Annotated in this window: 19 protein-coding genes; 10 read left to right on the forward strand and 9 right to left on the reverse strand. The window is 54.4% G+C overall.

All coding sequences use genetic code 11. The features are described from left to right. The first annotated feature begins 82 nt into the window (after positions 1-82). Positions 83-1627 (forward strand): methyl-accepting chemotaxis protein, encoded by a 1545-nt coding sequence (locus tag A6A26_RS06715; protein ID WP_063878020.1) that lies wholly within the window; start codon positions 83-85, stop codon positions 1625-1627. Here A6A26_RS06715 and A6A26_RS06720 read toward each other — a convergent pair. Next, the gene (locus A6A26_RS06720; protein WP_063878021.1) at positions 1624-2589 is read right to left on the reverse strand and encodes an AraC family transcriptional regulator; all 966 of its coding nucleotides are present in this window, start codon (positions 2587-2589) and stop codon (positions 1624-1626) included. The two genes, A6A26_RS06715 and A6A26_RS06720, sit on opposite strands and share 4 nt — an antisense overlap. Positions 2590-2694: 105 nt before the next feature. Between A6A26_RS06720 and A6A26_RS06725 the strand changes: the two genes are divergently transcribed. Both A6A26_RS06725 and A6A26_RS06730 read left to right on the forward strand, forming a co-directional pair. Further along, positions 2695-3882, forward strand: coding sequence for an MFS transporter (locus tag A6A26_RS06725; RefSeq protein ID WP_063878022.1), 1188 nt, complete (start codon positions 2695-2697; stop codon positions 3880-3882). A 214-nt stretch (positions 3883-4096) separates the two neighbouring features. Further along, on the forward strand, positions 4097-4306 hold the full coding sequence (locus A6A26_RS06730; RefSeq protein ID WP_063878023.1) for a YdgH/BhsA/McbA family protein: 210 nt from the start codon (positions 4097-4099) through the stop codon (positions 4304-4306). 584 nt (positions 4307-4890) lie between these two features. Here A6A26_RS06730 and sbmA read toward each other — a convergent pair. Further along, the gene (sbmA, locus tag A6A26_RS06735; RefSeq protein ID WP_063878024.1) at positions 4891-6138 is read right to left on the reverse strand and encodes a peptide antibiotic transporter SbmA; all 1248 of its coding nucleotides are present in this window, start codon (positions 6136-6138) and stop codon (positions 4891-4893) included. Between the two features lie 273 nt (positions 6139-6411). Here sbmA and A6A26_RS06740 point away from each other — a divergent pair, with 273 nt between their 5' ends. From A6A26_RS06740 to A6A26_RS06750, 3 genes are read left to right on the forward strand one after another with little or no spacing between them, the layout of a single operon-like run. Beyond that, complete coding sequence (locus A6A26_RS06740) at positions 6412-7137, forward strand: gluconate 2-dehydrogenase subunit 3 family protein (RefSeq protein WP_063878025.1); 726 nt, start codon at positions 6412-6414, stop codon at positions 7135-7137. Between the two features lie 2 nt (positions 7138-7139). Further along, positions 7140-8924 (forward strand): GMC family oxidoreductase, encoded by a 1785-nt coding sequence (locus A6A26_RS06745; RefSeq protein WP_063878026.1) that lies wholly within the window; start codon positions 7140-7142, stop codon positions 8922-8924. 11 nt (positions 8925-8935) lie between these two features. Then, on the forward strand, positions 8936-10246 hold the full coding sequence (locus tag A6A26_RS06750) for a c-type cytochrome (protein WP_063878027.1): 1311 nt from the start codon (positions 8936-8938) through the stop codon (positions 10244-10246). A 43-nt stretch (positions 10247-10289) separates the two neighbouring features. On the opposite strand, the gene A6A26_RS06755 is transcribed toward A6A26_RS06750, so the two are convergent. Together A6A26_RS06755 and A6A26_RS06760 are read right to left on the reverse strand one after the other, a co-directional pair. Further along, a complete protein-coding gene (locus A6A26_RS06755; RefSeq protein ID WP_063878028.1) occupies positions 10290-11702 on the reverse strand; it encodes an MFS transporter in 1413 nt (470 codons plus the stop codon). A gap of 366 nt (positions 11703-12068) precedes the next feature. After that, positions 12069-13613 (reverse strand): methyl-accepting chemotaxis protein, encoded by a 1545-nt coding sequence (locus A6A26_RS06760; protein WP_063878029.1) that lies wholly within the window; start codon positions 13611-13613, stop codon positions 12069-12071. Between the two features lie 563 nt (positions 13614-14176). Between A6A26_RS06760 and yjdN the strand changes: the two genes are divergently transcribed. Next, positions 14177-14614: a VOC family metalloprotein YjdN gene (gene yjdN, locus A6A26_RS06765; protein WP_063878030.1), complete on the forward strand. Its 438-nt coding sequence runs from the start codon at positions 14177-14179 to the stop codon at positions 14612-14614. Positions 14615-14691: 77 nt separating this feature from the next. Here the strand turns inward: yjdN and A6A26_RS06770 are convergent, their stop codons facing one another. The 3 genes from A6A26_RS06770 to A6A26_RS06780 form a co-directional block, all read right to left on the reverse strand. Continuing rightward, complete coding sequence (locus A6A26_RS06770; protein ID WP_063878031.1) at positions 14692-15558, reverse strand: nucleoside-specific channel-forming protein Tsx; 867 nt, start codon at positions 15556-15558, stop codon at positions 14692-14694. A gap of 276 nt (positions 15559-15834) precedes the next feature. Continuing rightward, the gene (locus A6A26_RS06775) at positions 15835-17184 is read right to left on the reverse strand and encodes a sensor histidine kinase (protein WP_063878032.1); all 1350 of its coding nucleotides are present in this window, start codon (positions 17182-17184) and stop codon (positions 15835-15837) included. After that, complete coding sequence (locus A6A26_RS06780; RefSeq protein WP_063878033.1) at positions 17181-17840, reverse strand: response regulator; 660 nt, start codon at positions 17838-17840, stop codon at positions 17181-17183. Before A6A26_RS06780 ends, A6A26_RS06775 begins: the two co-directional genes overlap by 4 nt. 235 nt (positions 17841-18075) lie before the next feature. Here A6A26_RS06780 and A6A26_RS06785 point away from each other — a divergent pair, with 235 nt between their 5' ends. From A6A26_RS06785 to A6A26_RS06795, 3 genes are all read left to right on the forward strand, one after another. Next, positions 18076-18444, forward strand: a complete 369-nt coding sequence (locus A6A26_RS06785; protein ID WP_014606915.1) for a helix-turn-helix domain-containing protein — start codon at positions 18076-18078, stop codon at positions 18442-18444. A gap of 186 nt (positions 18445-18630) precedes the next feature. After that, entirely contained in the window at positions 18631-19527 is an 897-nt protein-coding gene (locus tag A6A26_RS06790; RefSeq protein WP_063878034.1) for a LysR family transcriptional regulator, read from the forward strand. Positions 19528-19636: 109 nt separating this feature from the next. Next, complete coding sequence (locus A6A26_RS06795; RefSeq protein WP_063878035.1) at positions 19637-20857, forward strand: MFS transporter; 1221 nt, start codon at positions 19637-19639, stop codon at positions 20855-20857. A 48-nt stretch (positions 20858-20905) separates the two neighbouring features. On the opposite strand, the gene A6A26_RS06800 is transcribed toward A6A26_RS06795, so the two are convergent. Both A6A26_RS06800 and A6A26_RS06805 read right to left on the reverse strand, forming a co-directional pair. Continuing rightward, complete coding sequence (locus A6A26_RS06800) at positions 20906-23296, reverse strand: glucose/quinate/shikimate family membrane-bound PQQ-dependent dehydrogenase (RefSeq protein WP_063878036.1); 2391 nt, start codon at positions 23294-23296, stop codon at positions 20906-20908. A gap of 266 nt (positions 23297-23562) precedes the next feature. After that, complete coding sequence (locus tag A6A26_RS06805) at positions 23563-24168, reverse strand: hypothetical protein (protein WP_063878037.1); 606 nt, start codon at positions 24166-24168, stop codon at positions 23563-23565. Positions 24169-24428: the final 260 nt, after the last annotated feature.

Below are 24428 nucleotides of genomic sequence, written 5' to 3' on the forward strand. Positions count from 1 at the left end.
TAAAAAAAGGTAATCTTTACCTTTTAACATTCACTCATTAATGCTTCTGGTGCAAGTCTGACTGGTACTAACAAGGACGCCTATGCGTAACAACCAACCTGTTTCTCAGCGTGAATATGTCTATGACGATCATGCAACGCTGATGTCTACCACCGACCTCAACAGTTATATCACCTATGCCAATGACGCTTTTATTGAGGCCAGTGGATTTTCATCTGATGAGGTAAAAGGGCAGCCGCACAATATGGTGCGCCACCCGGATATGCCGCCAGAAGCGTTTGCAGACATGTGGGCAACCTTAAAACAGGGCGAGCCCTGGACGGCGCTGGTGAAAAACAGACGTAAAAACGGTGACCATTACTGGGTGCGGGCGAATGCCATTCCGGTCGTGCGTGATGGCAACGTTCAGGGATATATGTCGGTGCGCACCAAGCCTTCAGCGCAGGAAGTGAAGCAGTGTGAAGCGCTTTATCGCGATTTCCGCGAAGGACGCGCGAAAGGCCGCCAGTTTCATAAAGGGCTGATTGTCCGCAGCGGCTGGCGTCGTCTGGGGTCGATATTGAAAACGCTGCCGCTGCGCTGGCGCATCCGTACCGCCTTACTGGCTGTATTGCCGCTGTCCGTGGCCGGTGTGTGGGCAATGGGCGTCTCGCTGCTGGCGCTGAGCGGATTTGCTGGTGGGATGGCCTGCCTGCTGTTGCTGGTCAGCCTGTGGCTCGAACAGCAGATTTCCCGTCCCATTGAGCGCATGTGTAAGCAGGCGCTGCGGGTGGCAACCGGTGCCAGTCATCAGGTTGAGCAGATGGATCGCATCGACGAAGTGGGCATGACGCTCCGAGCCATTGGACAGCTGGGTTTGATGTTTCGCTGGTTAGTGGATGATGTCAGCGGCCAGGCCATTAATGTGCTGAGTGCCAGTGATGCTATTGCCCGCAGTAATAACGAACTGAGCCGGCGTACCGAACAGGCGGCAGCCAACGTGCAGCAAACGGCCGCGACCATGAACGAAATGACCGCCACGGTGAAAAGCAATACGCAGACCGCCCAGGAAGTGAATTCGCTCTCGGTTAACACCAGCGAAGCTGCCATTAAAGGCGGCGACGTAATGAAAGAAATGATGGGGATGATGGCGGAAATTGCTGACAGCTCACAGCGCATTGCCAGTATTACCAGCGTGATCGACAGCATTGCCTTTCAGACCAATATTCTGGCACTGAACGCCGCAGTCGAAGCTGCCAGAGCGGGCGAGCAGGGTAAAGGATTCGCCGTCGTCGCTGGTGAGGTGCGCAGCCTGGCGCAGCGCAGTGCAAAAGCCGCCAGCGAGATCAAAGCGCTGGTTGAAACCAGTGCCAGCCGGGTCAGTTCAGGCAATGAGCATGCGGGCGCAGCAGGCCATACCATGCAGGACATTGTGCAGCAGGTACAGAATGTCACTTCTCTGATTGCGCAAATCAGTGCCGCGACCGCCGAACAGTCCACCGCGCTGAGTGAAGTGAGCACGGCGGTGGAAGATCTGGATGATATCACCCATCAAAATGCGGCCCGTGTACAGGAAAGCGCGGAAGCCTCGGGTCGCATGACTCACCAGGCTAACCGGCTGGTGGAAGCGATAAGCGTGTTTCGCTAAGAAACGGCTGCCTGCGTGCTGACATACTCGGCACGCAGCGCACCCGGCGACCGTCCGATAATCCGTTTGAACGCGCGGCTAAAAGCGGCCAGCGAACCGTACCCCAAATCGAAGGCTACCGTTTCCAGCGCTTCGCCATGATTGACGATGCGCTTGACGGCTAGCCGCATACGTAATTCGGTCAGGTAGCGCAGCGGTGTCATACCGGTGGCATGAAGAAAGCGTTCGGCAAACACCGAGCGTGAACTTCCGGCTTCGCGCGCCAGACGTTCTACCGTCCAGTTCTCGCCTGGCGAACGGTGCATGGCCGCAATGGCCTGACTCAGGCGCGGATCGCGCATCGCCTGCACCAGCCCGCTACTTTGCCCGCAGCCATTCTCCACCCAGCCACGCACCACCAGCGCAGCGACCACATCCGCCAGACGCGAAAGGATGCCCGCATGGCCCGCATGTCGGGTGCGGGACTCACGTTCCATCGCTTCCAGCATCGGGCGAATCTCCGGATATTGCGACAGCAGCGTACTGACCAGCATGACGTCCGGCATGGTGTTGATTAAAGGCTGCATACCGCCCAGTTCAAACGCCATGCTGGCGCTGAATAACAAGACGCTGTGGTCATCTTCACAGGCATCCGCGGGCGCGGTAATGGCGCAGATGCTGTCGCAGATCGGCTTGCTTGCCAGGGAGTCAATACACTGACAGTCCGCCTCCTCACTGGAAAGCAGGCTGTGCGGTTTACCGTGTGGGATGAGCAGGGCATCGCCACTGTTGAGCGTGAAGAGTGCGCCGGATGCACCTCGCACCAACAGCGTACCGCGACCCACGAAATGAAACTGGGCACGTCCCGGCGAGGCGTTAAAGCGCAAGCCAAACGGGGCGCTGACGGCAATACGTTGGTAGTTAACGCCGTACAGGCGCATGCCCATTAGCAACTCACTGGTTAACTCATCGTAACGGCTCATGGCAGAATCCAGACGAATTATCAAAAATAACGGTGTAACCATCATAGATCGTCTTGCTCTTCCCCTCTATGCTCAGCACTACTTTTTTTTATCCGGAGAAGCAACATGAGTCTGAACACCGATGTGGCTGATGAGGTTTCCTTATCCACGCGTCCTGCGTGGGGGGCCGTCTTTGCGATGGCGTTTGGTGTGTTTAGCCTGATCACCGCAGAGTTTTTACCGATCAGCCTGCTGACGCCGATAGCGCACAGCCTTAATGTCTCAGAAGGGCTGGCAGGGCAAACCGTTACCGTCACGGCCCTGATTGCACTCTTTACCAGCCTGACCGTAGGCAGCGTGGCAGGACGTATCGATCGCCGGGTGATGATGCTGGCATTCTCACTACTCCTCATCGTCTCGGCATTGATGGTGGCCTTTGCCGCCAATCTGACCGTCATTTTGCTGGCGCGCGTCCTGCTTGGCGTGGCAATCGGCGGTTTTTGGACGCTGTCGACCGCCATTACCATGCGGCTGGTGCCCGCCGATCAGGTGCCGCGCGCCCTCTCCATCGTCTTTAGTGGTATTTCACTGGCGACCATCATAGCGACGCCACTGGGCAGTTATCTGGGTGGGCTGGTCGGCTGGCGCGCTATCTTTCTGTTTACGGCGGGCCTGGGGGCGACTTCCCTGCTGTGGCAGTTTTTCACGCTTCCCGCCATGCCGGTGGAAGGCAACACGCGCAGCGGCGGCGTGCTGTCATTGCTACGGATTAATGTCATGCGCTGGGGAATGCTGGCGGTGATCATCATGTTTACCGCGCACTTTGCTTTTTTCACCTATCTGCGTCCGTTCCTGGAAAGCGTGGCACGCTTGAACCTTAGCCAGCTCTCTCTGGTGCTGCTGGCATTCGGCATCGCTAACTTTTTGGGCACCTATCTGGCTGGTTATCTGGTGACACGCAGTGTGTCACTGACGCTGAGCGGAATGGCCTTGCTGATGGGCATCACAGCCTCACTGTTGGTAGGGTTTGGTCATGTGGGTGGGCTGGTCGCCGTGGGCGTCGCGCTCTGGGGCCTGGCCTTTGGTTCGATGCCGACGGGCTGGTCGACATGGATTTCACGAGCGGTGCCTGACGATGCCGAATCCGGCGGCGGTTTACTGGTGGCGACCATACAGCTGGCCATTACGGTGGGCGCGGCTGCAGGAGGCTGGATGTTCGATTTTCGCGGCGCGGGCGGTGTGTTTCTTGCCAGCAGCGCGCTGATGCTGGTGGCGGCGCTCACGATATATACGCGTGTCAGGCATCACGGTTGAGTGGACCTATGGCAGCAATATATGCTGCCTTTTTATTTTATCCTGGTTTTTTAACCTTTTGTGTTTTAACCAAGCTAAACGTGCTCTTTACTTTCAGTTTTATTGAACAACTTAAGCAAAAGCCTCTGCTTTTTTCTGATCAAGATTCGGCCTATTATGTTTTCACACAAGGCAGAACGCCTTAATTAAACTGAAAAAGACCGAGGAATTAATCATGAAAGCTATCAAAACTTTTGCTGCTGTTATCGCCCTTGTTGTACTTCCTGTTGCAGGCTTCGCGCAAACTGTGACCGCGACCGGTTCTACTCTGGACAGCACCGAAGCGAAAATTGCTGCGCAGGCGCAAGAAGCTGGTGCTTCCTATAAAATCACCGAAGCCAACACCAACAACGGCGTACATATGACGGCTGAACTGCTGAAATAATGCTGGAAGTTGTGTGCTGACAGGACGCCTTTGGGCGTCCTGGCGGCGTTTGTGGGTGCATATCCGTCTCCGTCTTATCCTTTCTCATCCTTGTTTCCCTGCCAGACGTTCACCTTTTTAAGCACGCAATAATCATTTCAGCCTGCATCAGGCGCTTGCCTGAATTTCAAACACACTAACGCGCTTGCTGCACCGGTAACGGCGTCATGCGGGAAACGTTTTGCTGCCAGCAGCAGCAAGGTGATAAACACGCTTACCCCGAACGGTCGCCAACGCGTGAAACGGTAAGGCTGCCGTAGCCCTGTCAGGCGCCAGGGGATGTGAGAGGACATCACCGATTTAGGTGAGGAGAGCGTGACTCAGGTCAGGGGGAGAAAGGCGAAAACGCATCAGCATCACCCGGAAGGCCGCTAAGACGGCTCCCAGTCTGGCGATCGCTGTCAACGGAAAAGCACGGTTTGTCAGCGTCAAACCGCCGGAATGGCGCAAAGCGCTGCCAGCATGGCCTGGCAGCATCCTGTGCATGACGCTGGACGCATGATGATTCGCCTGCTGCGCGAATCCGCCGCAGGCGAAGACTCAGGTTATGACACGTCTTCAGAGGCGTCACGCATCATCTCACCGTGCGGCACGTCATCCAGAATCTGCTCAAAGCTGCGCAGACGTTTATAGATAGACATCAGCTCAACCAGCGTTGACCACGAGGTGATGAGGTACTGGAACGAGCTGCGCACCTGATCGAAAACGTTGGTTATCTGGTTAAGCAGGCCCAGTGTAATGGTTCCGGCTACGATGGACGGGAACAGCAGAAACAGCCCAAACACGTTATCCACCTGAAGATAAAGAATGCGGCTGATATTGAAATAGAGATAGTGGAAATACAGGCGGAAATAGTTAACCCGGACATTGTTGAACAGCACTTTTACCGTGGGCGGCGTTGCGCGGTCAGCATTGTCTTCGCCGTAAACCAGCTCTTTACGATAGGCGGCTTCAACCCGCTGATTACGGAACTCCAGACCGGGAAGTTTAATTCCGACCAGCGCCAGCAGGCCGGTCCCGAACAGGGACCAGAGCACCGCGGCAATCACCAGCGCATACGGAATATTACCCAGAATCGGGATATTTTCGACGTGATGTGACAGGGCAATCAGCACCGGCAAAAACGCCACCAGCGTCATAATGGCCTGAATAAAGTTTACGCCCCAGCTTTCCAGCGTCGTGGCAAACCGCATGGTGTCTTCCTGCACACGCTGGGCTGCGCCTTCGACATGGCGTAAACGCTGCCAGTGGTGCATGTAATAATTATTCATCGCGGTACGCCAGCGGAATACCCAATGGCTAATGAAAAAGGCGTTCATCACGCCAATCACGACCGCGATTAAGGCGATACCTAAAAATGCCATCACCTGAGCATAAAATTCGTTAATTTGCACCGAACCGGCTTTCGTCAGCGCTTTTTGAATCAAATCGTAAAAAGGGCCATACCAGGCATTCACGGCAACACCGACCTGCACCCCAAACCAGGTAACAAAAATAATCAGTGCCGAACCCCATACCGACCAGCGCTGCCAGGGATGGTTATCAACCAACCGCCAGGCGACCGCGAAGATCGCGACCATCAGCCAGTAATAGGCATAAAACCACAATTCACCCGGTGCAATAAAACGCATCACCGTCGTGGGTAATGGCTGCTTCATTGCCGCCTGAAAAGCAGGCCAAAAATGCCCGGGTAACTCGCTGGCGAAGCCAAACCAGGCAAAAATGGCCAGCAAACTCCAAATGGCGGCCGTGCTGAAAAACAGCCCCGGTCGCGGGAAGAAAGACTTAAACATAGGTACTCCGCTGTTGTGTAATCGCTTTTATAACGTTTAAACGGCTATCTGTCTGTAGCCTGTTGTTTCTGAACATGACATCGACAAAATATATGTTAATGGAATTGTGCTTTTTTGTTTCCTTAAACTAAATGTTTATTGGTAATGGTGTTACACTTGCACCAACTGTTACCGGTAACAGTTGGTTGTACCCGAAATCCGCAGATAAAAACCACTACAACGCACTCACTTCTCTTTTTCGTACCGCAGTTGATGCGGTGATGAGGCAATGTCATGTCAGACCAGAAAAAGGGTCATTCACGCAGGGATTTTTTGCTGAAGACCATCACCCTGGCGCCCGCAGTGGCGGTAGGCAGTAGCGCATTCGGTGCATTTTCTGCACCCGCTCAGGCGGCCGCACCCGCCGAAACCCCGTCTGCTCGCGATTATCAGCCCACCTGGTTTACCGCCGAAGAATTTGCCTTTATTAAGGCTGCGGTTGCGCGTCTGATTCCTGCCGATGAACGAGGCCCCGGCGCGCTGGAAGCTGGCGTGCCTGAGTTTATCGATCGCCAGATGAATACACCTTATGCCACCGGCGCGAACTGGTATATGCAGGGCCCGTTTAATCCCGACTTACCCAAAGAAATGGGTTATCAACTGCCGCTGGTGCCGCAACAGATTTACCGTCTTGGCCTGGCGGATGCGGACCAGTACAGCAAGCAGCAGCACGCTAAGGTGTTTGCCCAACTCGATGCCGGGCAGCAGGACACGTTGTTACAAAACATGGAGAGCGGTAAAGCCAACTTCAGTCAGCTGCCCGCCAACGTGTTTTTTTCTTATTTACTTCAGAACACCCGCGAAGGTTTCTTTAGCGATCCCATCCACGGCGGTAATCAGGGCATGGTGGGCTGGAAGCTGATCAACTTCCCTGGCGCACGCGCCGACTTTATGGACTGGGTAGAGCGCGGTGAACGTTATCCGTTCCCGTCGGTGTCAATTCGTGGGGAGAGAAGCTGAGCATGGCGAATGCATTAAACAAAGTCGATGCCGTGATTGTGGGTTTTGGCTGGGCGGGCGCCATTATGGCTAAAGAGCTGACCGAGGCGGGCCTGAACGTGCTGGCGCTGGAGCGCGGCCCGCATCGTGACACCTATCCCGATGGTTCTTACCCACAGTCTATTGATGAACTGACCTACAACGTTCGCAAAAAGCTGTTCCAGGATCTGTCTAAAAGCACCGTTACGATTCGTCACGATGCCTCGCAGACCGCAGTACCTTATCGCCAGCTGGCGGCCTTTTTGCCCGGCACCGGAACCGGTGGCGCAGGACTGCACTGGTCAGGTGTCCATTTCCGGGTTGATCCCGTAGAGCTGAAGCTGCGTAGCCACTATGAGGCGCGCTACGGCAAAAACTTTATTCCTGAAGGCATGACGATTCAGGACTTTGGCGTCGACTACCAGGAGCTGGAGCCGTTTTTTGATAAAGCTGAAAAAGTGTTTGGCACCTCCGGTAGTGCCTGGAGTATTCAGGGCAAGGTCGTCGGCAAAGACAAGGGTGGTAACCCGTTTGCTCCCGACCGCTCTGACAACTTTCCGCTGCCCGCGCAAAAGCGCACCTGGTCGGCTCAGCTGTTTGCACAGGCCGCCGAGTCCGTAGGTTATCACCCTTACGATCTGCCGTCGGCGAACACCTCTGGCCCTTATACCAACACGTACGGCGCTCAGATGGGGCCATGCAATTTCTGTGGCTACTGCAGTGGTTACGCCTGTTATATGTATTCCAAGGCATCGCCCAATGTGAATATTTTGCCTGCACTGCGTCAGGAGCCAAAGTTTGAGCTGCGCAACAATTCTTACGTGCTGCGCGTTAACCTCACGGAAGATAAGCAGCGCGCGACCGGCGTCACCTATGTGGACGCGCAGGGGCGCGAGCAGGTGCAACCGGCGGATCTGGTCATCCTGTCTGCTTTCCAGTTCCATAACGTCCATTTGATGCTGTTGTCCGGCATCGGCAAACCTTACAACCCGATCACCAACGAAGGCACGGTAGGGCGCAACTTCGCCTATCAGAACCTCTCGACGCTGAAAGCGCTGTTCGATAAAAACACCACCACCAATCCCTTTATTGGGGCGGGCGGGGCCGGTGTCGCCGTGGATGATTTCAATGCCGATAATTTTGATCACGGTCCACACGGGTTTGTCGGCGGGTCGCCGTTCTGGGTGAACCAGGCGGGCACTAAACCGATATCGGGTCTGCCCACGCCAACCGGCACGCCAAACTGGGGCAGTCAGTGGAAAGCCGCCGTTGCTGATACCTACACGCACCATCTTTCGATGGATGCACATGGTGCGCACCAGTCTTACCGCGCGAACTATCTGGACCTGGACCCTAATTACAAAGATGCCTACGGCCAGCCGCTGCTTCGTATGACGTTCGACTGGCAGGACAACGACATCAAGATGGCGCAGTTTATGGTGGGGAAAATGCATAAGATCGCCGAAGCCATGAACCCCAAAATGATCATTGGCGGGGCCAAAAAACCCGGCACGCATTTCGACACCACCGTGTATCAGACCACGCATATCAGCGGCGGGGCGATTATGGGCGAGTCTCCTGAGACCAGCGCGGTCAACCGCTATCTACAAAGCTGGGATGTGCCGAATGTCTTTGTGCCTGGCGCGTCGGCGTTTCCGCAGGGGCTGGGATATAACCCCACCGGTATGGTGGCGGCGTTGACCTACTGGTCAGCGAAAGCGATTCGCGAACAGTACCTGAAAAACCCAGGCCCACTGGTACAGGCATAAGGAAGATGGCGATGAAAAACGGCATTTTAGCCCTGATTCTGGGCGGTATTACCTTTGTTGCCCTGGCCGATGAGCCTGCTGGCGATCTGATAAAACGCGGCGAGTATCTGGCCCGCGCGGGTGACTGCGTCGCCTGCCACAGCAGTGACGGCGGCAAGCCCTTTGCGGGTGGATTGCCGATGGCGACGCCGATTGGCACTATCTACTCCACCAATATCACGCCGGATAAAGCGACCGGAATTGGTGACTACAGCTACGACGACTTTCAGAAAGCGGTGCGGCACGGCGTGGCAAAAAACGGCGATACGCTTTATCCCGCCATGCCTTATCCCTCTTATGCGGTGGTCAGCGATGAGGACATGAAGGCGCTGTATGCGTACTTCATGCACGGCGTCGCACCTGTCAGTCAGGCCAACAAAGAGAGTGATATCCCCTGGCCGTTGTCCATGCGCTGGCCGCTGGCAATCTGGCGCAGCCTGTTTGCACCGGACGTGAAGGCGTTCCAGCCAGCCGCGCAGGAGGACCCGACGCTGGCGCGTGGCCGTTATCTGGTGGAAGGACTGGGCCACTGCGGTGCCTGCCATACGCCGCGTAGCGTCACCATGCAGGAAAAAGCATTAAATAACACCGAGGGCACCGATTATCTGGCGGGCAGCAGTGCGCCGGTTGACGGCTGGACGGCGAGCAATCTGCGCGGGGATAACCGCGATGGCCTGGGCCGCTGGAGTGAAGAGGATTTACGCCAGTTCCTGCGCTATGGCCGTAACGATCATACCGCGGCATTTGGCGGCATGGTGGACGTTGTCGATCACAGCCTGCAGCACCTGACGGAGGAAGACATCACGGCGATTGCCCGTTATCTGAAGTCGCTGGGCGCGAAAGATCCGCATCAGGTCGCGTTTAGCGCGGATGACGCCACCGCTAAAGCCCTGTGGAAGGGCGATGACAGCCAGACGGGTGCCGCGACGTATGTTGACAGTTGTGCAGCCTGCCATAAAACCGATGGCAGCGGCTACAAACGGTTTTATCCTGCGCTGCGGGGCAATCCTGTGGTGATGGCGGACGATCCCACCTCGCTGATTCACATCGTGCTGGTCGGGGGGGAATTGCGGGGCGTCAACGGCGCGCCTTCGACCATTACCATGCCGGCATTTGGCTGGCGTCTGAACGATCAGCAGGTCGCGGACGTGGTGAACTTTATTCGCCGCAGCTGGGGCAATAATGCCACGGATAACGTGACGGCGAAGCAGGTGGCCGAACTGCGTGAAGACGTCAAAGATCGTCAGGGTAATGCGGACATCAAGGTGTTAGAAGGGAAGTAAACCGCAGTGTTTCAGCCTTCCCCGCAGGGGGAAGGCTGAATGTTCAGATGTTTTCCAGCCTGATACTGCGCGTCTTCGGACCGAAAAGGCCCACCGACAGCATAACCATCAGCATACTCAGGACGATAAACACGATAACCCCATGTGTTCCCGCATACTGCAAAATCACACCGATTAAAATACTGCTGAACGCGGTCGACAACCGGCTGAATGAGTAGCAGAACCCCACCGCCCGGGCGCGGATGTGCGTGGGGAAAATCTCAGTCTGATAGGCATGATAGCTGCAGGTCAGCCAGGCATTCGAGAAGGTGATCAGGAAACCGCAAATAATCAGCAAGACCGGGTTGGTTTGCAGGGCAAACAGCGTCCCAAACACCACCGTCATCAGCGAAGAGAGAACGATTTGCCATTTGTTTTCAAGCTGGCTGGTAAAGCTGCCACAAATCAGCGATCCAATCGGATAGGCCAGCGTAATAAAAAACGCATACAGCAGGCTGTGGGTGATGGATGTCCCCTGGCCTGACAGCAGCGCCGGCAGCCAGTTACCAAAACCATAAAAACCAATCGCCTGAAAGAAGTTCATCACCACCAGCATGAGCGTGCGCTTACGATAGCGGGATGACCAAATCTCACGAAAACGGCTCTTTTCCTGTCGGCTTGCCGCGCCCGTTAACGTCGTCAGCGGCAGGCCAGGGGTGATGCCGCAACGTTTTTCCATTTTTGACATCACCTGATGAGCGTCATCAAGGCGTCCCTGCTGCGCCAGCCAGCGTGCGGATTCCGGCAGATTTTTGCGAACAAGCCAGATAACCAGTGAGCAGACCGCACCGGCAATCACCACCCAGCGCCAGCCTTCCAGGCCAAGAATGTTTTGCGGCATCAGCCACCATGACATTAACGCCACGGCGGGCACCGATAAAAACTGGATAAAAAACGAAAAGGCGAACGCCCGGTTACGCAAGTGAGTGGGCACCCATTCACTCAGATAGGTATCGATGGTCACCAGCTCTACGCCCAACCCAATCCCCACTAAAAAGCGGCACAGGATCACCATCTCAGCACTGTGCTGAAAAGCCATGATCAGTGAGAACACACCGTACCAGGCCAGGGCGCAGATAAAGGTCAGTCGACGGCCAAAGCGATCGGCAAACGGCGTGAGCAGGCTGGCACCGACAAACAGCCCGAGAAAGGTAGCCGAGGCAAATGCCGCCTGATCGGTGATGCCCAGTATTCCGGCGCTGCCCGCATGGAAAATACCGGCTGCCAGCAAGCCCGTACTGATATAACCGGTTTCAAACAGATCGTAGAGTTCAAAGAAGCCTCCCAGCGCCAGGAGCGAGATAAAGCGCCATAAGCCGGCAGAGGAAGGTAGCGCATCAATGCGCTCAGCTAAGCTGGTGTTGGCGGTCGACGATGCCGGCGACGGTGCCATCCCTGTGATGAAGGCGGATGTCATGTAAGGTGAACCTCATATCAGGATGATTGCCATTCCCACTACAGGCCGTGATGTGTTTTGAAATAATTGCCCATTAGCGAGCCGTGAAGCAGCAGAATAATCAATTACCTGATTCTTGCCGACAGGAATAGTGATGAATTTTTAGCAACGCATATTGCAAGGTTGACTGGCACGGCTTTTCAGGTGGACGGCAAGACTGCAGATGTCAACGGCGCACGAGCCGGTGAGGGCAAAAAGCGCAGTCAGCAGGTATCTTGACGGGCACAGCGGTAAAGGCAGACGTCAGCCGGGTCATTCAGTGCCTTACCCCGCCCGGCAACACATCTGTTTCCCGCCCTGGCATTATCACCAGAGCGGGAGCCTGTTTTACGCGCCCGACAGGCGGAAAGCAGAAACGGCGTGGGTAAGATGCTGCGCCTGCTCTTCCAGCGAGGCGGCAGCGGCAGCCGATTCCTGGACCAGCGCGGCGTTTTGCTGAGTGACGCCATCCATCTCGGTTACCGCCTTTTCAATCTGGCTGATACCGTGATGCTGCTCATCGGACGCGGTGGATATGTGGTCCATCAGTTCGTTAACCCGGCTGACCGAGGCGATAATGGCATTCATCGCTTCGCCGGTGCGGCTGACCTGATCAGACCCGACGCGTATCGTTGCGACCGATTCGGCAATCAGGCCTTCAATTTCTTTGGCGGCCACGGCGCTGCGCTGCGCGAGATTGCGTACTTCCCCGGCGACCACCGCAAACCCTCGGCCTTGCTCACCGGCGCGCGCCGCTTCGACTGCCGCGTTCAGCGCCAGGATATTGGTCTGAAAGGCAATGCTGTTAATGACGCTGGTAATGTCCTCGATCTTTTTCGAGCTTTCGTTGATTTTTGCCATGGACACGATCACCTGCTGAGAAACGTTCTCGCCGGTTTCCGCATTCTGTACCGCTTCATTGGCCAGACGGCAGGCTTCAAACACGTTGTCCGTGTTCTGTTTAACCGTTGCCCCCAACTGCTCCATACTGGCCGCCGTTTCGGTAAGCGCTGCGGCCTGCTGTTCAGTACGGGACGCCAGATCGATATTTCCGCTGGCAATCTCTTGAGAAGCACAGGACACCGCGTGGGTAGAGTGACGTACCCGGATAATGATGTCCGTCAGGGACGTCCGCATCTGCTCCATTGAACCCATCAGTTGCTGAATCTCGCTCCGTGAGCCGACGTTGACCGGCACCGGATGGTCGAGCACGCCTGCCGCAATCTCGCTGCAGTGCGCTTTTGCGTTATTCAATGGCGATAAGATATAGCGTCTGACAAAGATCAGTATCGCAATGATGATGGCAAGGAATAACAGGCCAAATACCATGAGCAGTGTGATCCCGGATGAAAAGTTGCTTTGGGCATCCGTGTTCAGTTTCTTCGCGTAAGCCTCATGCTGGGCCAGCACCTGGTCCAGGACAATTTCATACTGCCGGTCAAGGCGCACTACGTTGGCGATCTGGTTTTTAAAGCGCGTCTGATCGCGGGCTTCGGCGGCTTCAATTAAAGGCTGAATTCCCTGATTGCGGTAAGCCAAATAGGCCTGGCGATAGCGGTCGGCGTCGGCCTCTTCACCGGGAATACGCGGCGCGCTCAGATAAGCCTGGAAGGCCGCATCGGCTTTCGCGGCCACGCTTTTCACGCTGTCCAGCGACGAGTTGGCCTGAGTGCCGTCACTCTCAATCTCCTTCATGTACTCCATCAGGCGTACGCGTAACGTGCGGCTGTGATTGATGGGATCGATAACCGATAGCACCACACGGATTTCTTTATTCACGGCATTCAACGATGCGTTACTGCGAGCCAGTAACCAGATGCTGACCGATATACTGATAAGGAAAAGAATCAACAGGAACGAGAGAACCAGGAGTGAAGATTTTTTTAACGACATTACACAGTCCCGAATAATGAATTAAGAACACAGTTATCGGCATTTGGGTGGTAAATATTTAGCAGGAAGGTACTGAAAGGAATAAAGAATAATGTGTATAAAACATGAGCAAAATAATGAACCAGCTGATTCAATATAATTAAGCGACTGTCTGTCTTACCGCTTCGCTTATTTAGCGTATGACGTTACTGAATCTGAAAATTTCAGGGCCAGCCAGGCTGGTGCCTGAAGTAAGAAAAACGGTTTAAGCGGAACAGCTCTGGCGAAGTTCGTTATTCTGGCGAACGTTTTTTTCTTTAACTGGCTATAAATAAAGGCTTTATCAGAAGTAATAAATAGTGATTATTGCGAATAAAACAATACCGAAAGGTTATTCAAGACAAACTATTCTTTTTTCTGGCCCTGTTCTGGTTGTAAAAATATCAGGGGGAAACGCTTTTAGCTGCCAGGTAAATAATCCGAATGATGAAGATTTTCCCGGTTATCATCGTTATCCCCGACCTGTCGTCTACACTTATTATCTCTGTATAAGAAAGACTTTACTCACCGGTATCGAGGTAATAATGCAAGTATGTCCCTATTTGTTTCTCTATGGTCGCTGTGAAGAAGCGATGGAATTCTATTTGCAGGCAACGGGTGGACAACTGCTGCAAAAAATGACCTTTGGCGATAATCCGGAGCAGGGCGAACAGGTCGGCGATCGATCCGCACCGCCGCTGCCACCTGAAAAGATTATGCATGCCCATCTGCGTATTGGTCAGGGCGAGCTGATGATGAGTGACGGTAATCCGTACCAGCCACCGGCCTCAGAACACGCGGGCTATGCCGTGAGTCTGGCAACGGACGATGCAGAGCAGGGTAAAGCCTGGTTTGAGAAGCTGTCTGCGGGCGGGAAAGTCACCACGCCGTGGCAGGAAACCTTCTGGTCAAACGGCTTTGCTATGTTTATTGATAAATTCAATATTCCATGGCGCATCAACGTGGTGAAATCCGACGCGTAATGCACGGTATGAACCCTGAAAAGACGAGAGGCCTTCTTCAGGAAGGCCTCAACGTTTTTTTAGGGTCGTGCCAGCAATCAGAAGTTATAGCCAGCAACCAGGTAGTAACCCCAGCCCGTAGACTTGATTTCAGACGCGCTGTCACCAAATCCTAACTCCTGACCGGCTCCCCACTGACCGCCGTTATGGAAATAACGTGCAACGGCTGAGAAGTGCCAGTGAGCGTAACCCAGTGACAAGATATGGCTGGAGGCGATTGCGTTGCTGGTGCGAATCGGGCCCGACTTATCGCGTAAGTCCGAACCCCAGTCGAAGTTGGTAAAGCCAACATAGCCAAGATTACCGCCCCACAGGGTCGTGATCGGCACAAAGTATTTCACTTTGAAGCGATAGCCATCCCAGCTGTTTTCATTCGCCGCACCGTAGTTTTCCCACTGGTATTTGGCATAGACGTTAAGTGACAGGCCGATATCGCTGTGCGTATCAATGTCTGTGCCCAAACCCATATACCAGGTATTTTGACGGTTAGCGCTGTTACGGCCCATATCGTAGATATAGTTGTTCGCAAAATACCACTCTTTAAACGGACCAAAGGCCAGGCTGGTGCCGGTCAGTTTATCAATCGAGAAACGTGGCTCAATTTCCATGAACAGCGGCGAACCGTGGTCGAAAATGCCGTTAGCATTGCTGTTGCCCGCGCCAAAGAAGTTTGGCAGATCAACGTAGCCGTAAAAATCAAACCAGTCTTTCTTCGCGAAAGCTTCGTATTCCAGATACACATCGTTATTGAACTGTGGTCCGAAACGGGTGTGGTAGCTGCCCACCACGTTGACGCTTTGATGCCACCAGTCGGAAACGTACTGGGGATCGTTTTCTGCAGCCTGCACTGCACCGTTTAAGGAGCCTGCCAGCAGGGCACCTGCCATTAACGTTTTAAATTTCATTGTATTTTGACCACTGGTTTCTTATGCGCAAGACAATCGTTTGCGCGCTGTTTGGAAATCAATCCCAAAGGTTGGGCGGTGAAGTATCTGGGCCGCATTTTTTTAGTTAGCATAGCGTGCCTTTTACAATGAGATAGAAAATAGCTTTTGATCACATTTGTCAAAATGTGTTGCATAACAATTCATCAATATTGTGACTTGAATCACAATATTGCTGGAGGCGAACGGAACCAGGCAACCGTTTACGTTGTCGGGTTCCGGTTCGAACGACGGGGATTAAGGAAAGGTGACGCGCACCTGAAAACCGCAGCGGTCACCTTGCGGAGTCAGGCAGTTGGACAGGGCAACGTGGATCTGATGTTTCTGCGCAACACTGCGCACAATCGACAACCCTAAACCGCTCCCCTGCGCTTTTACATCGGGCGAGCGGGCAAAACGGTCAAACGCGCGTTCGATAAAGGACTCAGGCATACCCGGGCCGTTATCAACGATATCCACCACGGTTTGCCCCGCCACCCGATGCAGCAGGACATCCACCAGGCTGCCTTCGGGCGTGTGCAACATGGCGTTGCCGATCAGGTTGTCAAACAGGCTCCGCAGCTCTGAACGTCCGGCCTGCAAATGGTAGTGCGTGGTTCCGCTAAAGCCGATATCGATACCGCGCTTATCGGCCACCACCATGAGCTGCTCAATGCTCTCTTTCAGCACATCTTCCAGCGCGATATTTTCCATGCTGGCGACGACGGACTGATCTTCCCAGCGCGACATATTCAGCAACTGGGTGACCAGGTGACGTGTACGGGTGACGCCGGATTCCAGTTGCGCAAACTGGCGGCTGGCCTCGCCAGGCTGAATGTGCTGACGCAGGTTTTCCAACTGGAGCGTGACCGCCGTGACCGGCGTCCGCAGTTCGTGAGCGGCATCTTCCATAAACTGACGCTGTGAAGACCAGGCGGCACGGAGCTTATCCAGCAAAGAGTTATAGGCGGCGACCAGCGGCTGAATTTCGTCGGGGAGGCTTTCAGGGGAAACGCTGTGTGGGTGATGGGCGTCCTGCGCGGCAATTTCACGCGAGGCAACGCGCAAATCTCGGGTGATTTTGCGTACCACCAGCCAGATCACCAGCAACGACAGTGGCATCATTAAAATCAGCGGAATAATGGCTGACAGCGCCCGTCTCACCATCATTTCTTTCATGTAGCTGAGATTGAGCATCACCTGAATGGTTTTTATCTCGCTGCCCGGCTGGCCTGAGCGGGTGTAAATCCGCCATTCGCAGTCGTGGCAACCGCCAATCTGCACATCTTTATAGCCGTTTTCAGCCTGCAGCGGCGCATGCAGTTCAGGCCAGGAGCTGGAGCGTAACTGGCCTTTGGCGTCCCATAACTGAATCACGAAGGCGCTTTTAATCTTGTGTGCGGGCGCAATAAGCGGCATCAGCGGGGGGATTTCGCGGTTCACTGACCAGGCATCGGCCAGCTTGGCTAACTGCTCATCCTTGATGACGCCAACCATTTCACCGTAGCAGCTGAAAAAGTACCAGGCCACGCCGCCAATCATCAGCAAATGAATCACCAGTAACGTACTGAGTAATTTATTACGTAACGATCGCATAAAAATTTTCATATTGCCGGTACCCGCCAACCCAGTCCGCGTACATTGCGGATCACATCATTATCCAGCTTGCGCCGCATCCCGTGGATTAAGACATCCACTGCATTACTGCTGACTTCTTCACCCCAGCCATAAATACGGTTTTCCAACTGCTCGCGTGACAGGATGGCACCGGGCCGTTCCAGCAGCGCATAGAGCAGGGCATATTCACGCGCGGTTAACTGCTCACGTTGCCCTTTGTACAGCACTTCGCGTGTCAGCATATCCAGTTGAACATCACCGCTGCCCAGCAGCGAATCGGCAGAGCCATGATGGCGGCGGGTAATTGCCCGCATCCGGGCCATCACTTCCTGCAGATCAAAAGGCTTAAGCAGATAGTCATCCGCACCGTAATCCAGGCCCTGTACCCGCTGGGCGACCGTATCACGGGCGGTAAGAATTAAAACCGGCGTGGCATCGCCGCGCGCCCGCGCGCGCCGCAGCACCTGCAAACCGTCGTCGCGGGGTAAGCCGAGATCGAGCAGTACGCAGCTGTAGCCGCCTTCGCTCCAGGCGTTTTGCGCGTAAACGCCATCGCGCACCCAGTCGACTGACCAGCCTGCCGCTTCCAGCGCCTGCTGCAGATTTGCGCCGATCATTTCATCATCTTCGACCAACAACACGCGCATGGATGACGTCCCCCGAAAAATGGCAACAGTGTAGCGCTGGATTATTAGCGCAGAATTATTGGCATGCCGAGTGCGGCAAAATGCCGTTACGCGCCCGGTTAAGGGGTGATAATGCACCCTGAAACGGACGATTTTACCGCTTTGCTAATTCTGCGCTAAGTTTTCGCTAATTAAGGGATAAATTTAGCGCGCTAAAGTGTGTTCCCTGCACATCTGCTTTAACCAGGAGAACACCATGAATCAGCGCGAGTTTATTCGTAGTTTGCTGGAATGGATAGAAAGCAATTTAGGACACGATCTGCATCTGGACGAAGTGGCGCGCCGGGCGGGCTATTCCCGTTGGCATCTGCAGCGTTTATTTCGCCAGCACACCGGCTTCTCACTGGCCGAGTATATTCGTCAGCGTCGTTTGACCGAGTCGGCCTTAACGCTGCTCAACAGTAACGAGGCGATTTTACAGGTGGCGATGAGCTATGGGTTTGATACCCAGCAGGCCTATACGCGGACGTTTAAAAACTATTTTATGGTGACGCCAGGCCAGCTGCGCCGCCAGCGCCGGGTGGAGCCTGACCGTTTATTGTTTCCCTATGCCATGGCAAGTTAGTCACTGTATGGACATTCCCATCCGCTAGCCTGTGGGAATGTCCATGCATCGCCAGGGCTGTCCCGCACGCCTTTTCCGCTACTGACGCTGTTAGCCTTCCCGCCGTTGCTTTATTCTTACTGCCAGATGCATGGCGTCATTGCTGTGCCATAACCCGCAGCCGCCGTTCTGGCCCGTAGGAAACCGATGAATAACAGCGATAACCTGATCGCCATGATGTTGTTTGCGCGCGTGGTCGAGCTTAAAAGCTTTACGGAAGCCGCGCGTGTACTCGGCGTATCGAAGTCCCATATCAGTCGGGAAATCGCCGGGCTGGAACAACGGTTGGGCATTCGGCTGCTGCAGCGTACCACCCGCAGAATGACGCTGACGGAGCTGGGCCAGGCTTACTATCCGTTTTGTGTACGTATGCTGGATGAACTGCATCAGGCCGAGGATTTTGTGCAACAGGCGCACCAAAATCCCGTCGGGAATGTGCGTTTACAGGCGCCCGTCACCTTTGGCTGCCAGTGTATTGTGCCGCTGCTTAATCGCTTTCTGCGCCGTCATCTGCACATCAATGTCGATCTCAGCCTGACGGATAATAACGACGAGACGATTGGCGACGGGGTGGATGTGGCGATTGTTATTCGCGCCCATGCGCCCCGCCAGGGCAACTTTCGGCTATTAAGCGACATCCACTGGGGGCTGTATGCCGCACCGGTTTATCTGGCTCAGCATCCTGCCATCTCGCATCCCCGTCTGTTACCTCGTCATGATTTATTGATGTTTCACGGCCCGGCGCATACTGCCGCGCTGCCGTTTCGTCGCGACAAGCTGCGCCTGGCGGTGGACGTGCGTAGCCGTTTTCGGGCCAATAACAGCATGGCGCTGCTGAATGCGGCGCTGGCGGGCAACGGGATTGCTTATCTGCCCTCCTACATGGTGCAGGAGGCGCTGACCCAGGGGCAGATTGTTCAGGTTCTGCCTGAGTGGCAGATGGATCGCTTACAGAGTTATCTGCTGATGCATCAGGACATCGCGCCTGCCTCGCCCGTTAGCCTGCTGTGCGACATCCTGATCGACCAACTGGGCGGACGCTGATTGTTGCAGTACAGCAACAAACTATGCCAGTCAGCAAATATCACGCGCCGACTGTTGTTGCCTCGTCACCATTGTTAGCCTGAGTCCCTGAACTCGATGGGGATATCGCATGGAAATGACGTCTGAGGCACCTGCCTTTCGCCACTGGAAACGTAACGTATGGGTTTGCGTCTTTGGCTCTTTTACGACCCTTGTCGCCATGACCTTACTGTTACCTTTTTTACCTTTGTATGTGCAACAACTGGGTGTACAGGAACCGGCGGCCATGGCGCGCTGGTCCGGCGTTGCTTATGGTGCCACTTTTCTCAGCGCGGCGTTGACCGCCCCGCTGTGGGGCAGGTTGGGCGATCGCTATGGGCGCAAGCTGATGCTGATCCGGGCGAGCCTGGGAATGGCAGTTGCGATGGCACTGATTGGCATGGTAACCACCGTATGGCAGCTGGTGGCGTTACGTTTACTGGCGGGATTACTCGGGGGCTACTCATCCGGTTCCACCATCCTGATTGCCGCGCAAACGCCTAAATCTCATACCGGATGGGCGTTGGGCATGCTGGCTTCCGGCATGATGGCCGGTAACGTGATCGGCCCGTTGCTGGGGGGCGTACTGCCGCCGCTGATCGGTATTCGGGCCACGTTCTGGCTTACCGGTGCGGTCATTTTCGTGGCTTTTCTCGCCACCACGTTTTTACTTAAAGAACCGGCACCGACGCGCAAAGTAGACAGCGCCCGTTCCCAACCGGTCGTAGCCCTTGCCCCCTTTAACCGGACGGTGGTCAGGCTGATGTGGCTCACCGCCATGCTGCTGGTGTTTGCCAACATGTCGATCGAGCCGGTGATTACCTTGTATATCGGTCAGTTTTTACATCAGGATCATGCCATCACGCTGATGTCGGGCCTGGTGATGGCCGCGGCGGCACTGGGCAGCATTATTTCGGCACCTTATACCGGTAAGCTGGCTGACCGCATTGGGCACTGGCGGGTATTACGCGCGGGTCTGCTTGGCTGCGCGCTGTTACTGATCCCTCAGGCTTTTATTACCGATGCCTGGCAACTCCTGCCGCTGCGCTTCCTGATGGGGATCGCGTTGGGCGGTCTGATGCCCTGCATCACCGCTATTATCCGCCACCATGTTCCCGCCACCCAGGTGGGGCGCATGCTCGGCTATTCGACATCGGCGCAGTATATCGGGCAGGTGAGTGGTCCGCTGTTTGGTGGGATCATCGGCGGGGCATGGGGAATGCGGCCCGTGTTTCTGGCGACTTGTGTGGTGATGGGGTTATGCGCCTGGCTGAACCAGCGACAGGCAAAAGGAAAAGGGGCAGGTGGATAGCAGGCATAAAAAAAGGCGGACCGGAGTCCGCCTCTGTACAGGGGTTAGTTACTTCTGGTCGGGCAGCGCATAGGCAATCACGTAATCACCCAGCTTGGTACCAAATGAACCATGACCACCGGCAGCAATCACCACGTATTGCTTGCCGTTGACTTCATACGTCATCGGTGTTGCCTGACCACCGGCTGGCAGGCGCGCCTGCCACAGAAGCTCACCGGTATCAGTGCTGTAGGCACGCAGGTAGTTATCCGCGGTTGCGCCAATAAAGAACACTTTACCCGCCGTGGCGACCGGACCGCCCAGCATTGGCATGCCCATTTTAAATGGCAGCGGCAGCGGCGAGCTGTCACGAACGGTACCAATACGTTGCTTCCAGACCACTTCGTTCGTTTTCAGGTCAACCGCCGAAACATAACCCCAGGCAGGCTGTTTACACGGCAGACCGAACGGTGACAGGAACGGATTCAGTTCAACGCCATAGGGCACGCCGTACTGCGGCTGGATACCGGTTTCGGTACCTGAACCGCCAGAAGCGCCTTCTTGTGGCTCTTCTGGATTACCCGGACCGCGTGGAATCAGCTTCGACACGAACGGCAGCGCCATTGGGTTTGCAATCGCAATCTGACGATGTGGATCAACCGAAATGCCGCCCCACTCAAACATGCCCAGGTTGCCTGGGAAAACCAGGGTGCCCTGTTCAGACGGTGGGGTGAACGGACCTTCATAGCGCAGACGCTTAAAGATCACGCGGCACACCAGCTGGTCATACATTGTCGCGCCCCACATGTCCTTGTCCGTCAGGTTTTGCTTCGGACGGAAGGTCAGTTCAGAGTAAGGCTGAGTCGCGGCTACATGGTCGCCTTTAGCGGCACCCTGGGGTACAGGGGTTTCCGGGGCGGGCACCACGGTTTTACCCGTACGGCGATCCAGAACAAAAATGTTCCCTGTTTTGGCGGGAGCATAGATAACCGGAACCGTTTTACCGTCTTTATCGGTAATGTCGGCCAGCGTCGGCTGCGAGGGCAGATCCATATCCCACAGGTCGTGGTGGACGGTCTGATACGACCAGACCAGCTTACCGGTGGTCGCGTTCAGCGCCAGCACGCTACTGGCATAACGTTCCTGCTCTGGGGTGCGGTTGCCGCCCCAGATATCGGGCGTGGTCACACCCATGGGCAGGTAAACAATATCCAGCTTCGGATCGTAAACCGCAGGTGCCCATGAGTTAGGTGAGTTCATGGTGAACGTATGCTCATCCGCCGGAATCGCATTAGGATCTTTCGCGCCCGGATCGAACACCCACAGCAGCTTACCGGTGTTCACATCAAAGCCACGGATAGCGCCTGAGGGTTCACGGGTCGAGTAGTTGTCGGTGACGGCACCGGCCATCACAATGGTGGTGTCGGTGATAACCGGCGGCGAGGTTGGCTCATACTGGCCTGGCGTAGTGACCGGCTGCTGATGCTGAAGATCCAGCTCACCGTTATTACCAAAGGCCGGACAGCGTTCACCGGTGTCCGCGTCCAGCGCAAACAGACGACCATCATTGACAGGCAAATAGATACGACGCGAGCACAGCGCTGGCTGAGTATTGGACGCATCCTTCGCTGCCGGGAACTCGTGATAGGACACGCCACGACAGGTCACATGCTGGAAGGTAGGATTGGTTTTCAGGCCGGGATCAAACTTCCATTTTTGCTTACCGGTTGCCGCATCCAGCGCGAACAAAATCTGGTGCGGTGAGCAAAGATAAAGCGTATCGCGAATCTTGATTGGCGTCACTTCATCGGTGATTTCACCCGGATCGCTAGGTTTTTTCAGATCGCCGGTCTGGAACTGCCAGGCCACCTGCAATTCTTTCACATTGTCATGATTGATCTGCTTGAGCGGCGAGTAGCGCGTACCTTGCTGATCGCGCGCATAAGCCGGCCAGTCAGCATCGGCAATGTTGCTCAACGGCTGGGCCTGAGGGGCATTATCGGCCGTCGCAGGCACTGCACCATTCACCACTTGCGGGTCATTAAAGACGGCATAGGTTAGCACGGCTGCACTGGCAATCAGGGCGATGCCCATGGCACCCAACGCACCTTTACCTGGGCTATATAAGCTCCGATAGACAAAGGGCAAGACTAACCAGACACCAAAGATCACCAGGACATCGGTACGCGGTGCCAGCGCCCAGAAATCGGTACCGACTTCCCACACGCTCCATACCAGCGTTGCCAGCAGTAAAAGTGCATACACCAGCAGGGCAGCACTGTTACGCCGCCAGAGCAGAAAAGCGGTAAGCAGCATGGCTGCACCGCCAATGATGTAGTACCAGGAACCACCGATCGTGGCTAACCAGATACCACCAATTAACATGAACGCACCCGTTAGCACGGCGAACAGCACCGTTAAAAAACGGACCACGCTAAAGGATGAGGAGTTTTTCCCCATAATGTTGACCTCATTTCGTTGCCATAAAACACAAGAAAACAATCAGATAGATTGTTATCAGTCATAAAGTACAAAAGATGAAAGGTATGCTTATTTCGCTCTTCCGTGACGCTTGATGATCCATATCTGTTAAATGTTATAGCAAAACTGGTATGAGTTTTGATTTTTTTGGCTTAAAGCTCTTAACAAGAGACCTCAGGCAACACTTTAGACGGAGTTAATGGTTCTTGCCGATATGATTCAATAGTACCAGGGGATAAGAAAGGTTAAAGCGTAAAGGGAATGAGATCGCCTGATGCACGTTGTAATTGCCAGCCACAAATGTTTAATGCCGCGAGTTGTTCTGCTGTTAACGTCGGTTCATATCCCCGCACGATTATCCTGGCACCTTTTCCACGTAGTGATTCAATAAAAAAAGGAAAGGTGAATTTCCGATAGTTGTCATTAAAGAATGTATGACTTAAGACAATTGCAGAAAAAGGAAAGGATTCCACCAAATGACAGTCTGCACCAGGCGGTGCAAAATCAAAAAGCCAGAAACGATAAGCGTTAGTTAATTCCAGTAATTTTTCCTGATGAGTCTTCAGGTTGCGATAATTAATACCGATACGCACCCGCGCATCCTGCAAATGTAAATAACGCCCGGGGTGATAAATCCATTCTTCTAACTGTGAATCACAAAGGGGAATAATGATTAATGCCGCTTCAGTCGCAAGGTGGTTGTGTAATGAAATAATGTTGTCATCGTTAAGTATCCATTGCGCAGGCTGCGGGTAGTCAGAATTAGGAAGATGGTAGCAAATACCGGCCACCTGACTCGTGACGTGGTGAATAGGCTCAGTAATATAGGGGTTATATAAGCTATTTTTCATTATCTCATCGAAACTATTTAACGTTTGCTGTGATTTATATTCTTTGCATAACCAGAGGAAAGTCCGGCGATTAATATACGCGATTCTCCTGGCAATACACGTTTTTTATATATTAATCAGCGCTTTTTTCTCACCCGTTATTTAAATTTATATGCACTCTAATGATAACGTTGAATGGTCTTTTCTAACGTGATTACCCGATGGAACTGTTAATTAATCACACAGGATGTTTCTGCTAAAAACCTGTAATAAACGCGACA

Origin of the sequence: Pantoea sp. OXWO6B1, from assembly GCF_001641135.1 — a bacterium.
GTDB classification, from domain to species: domain Bacteria; phylum Pseudomonadota; class Gammaproteobacteria; order Enterobacterales; family Enterobacteriaceae; genus Pantoea; species Pantoea allii.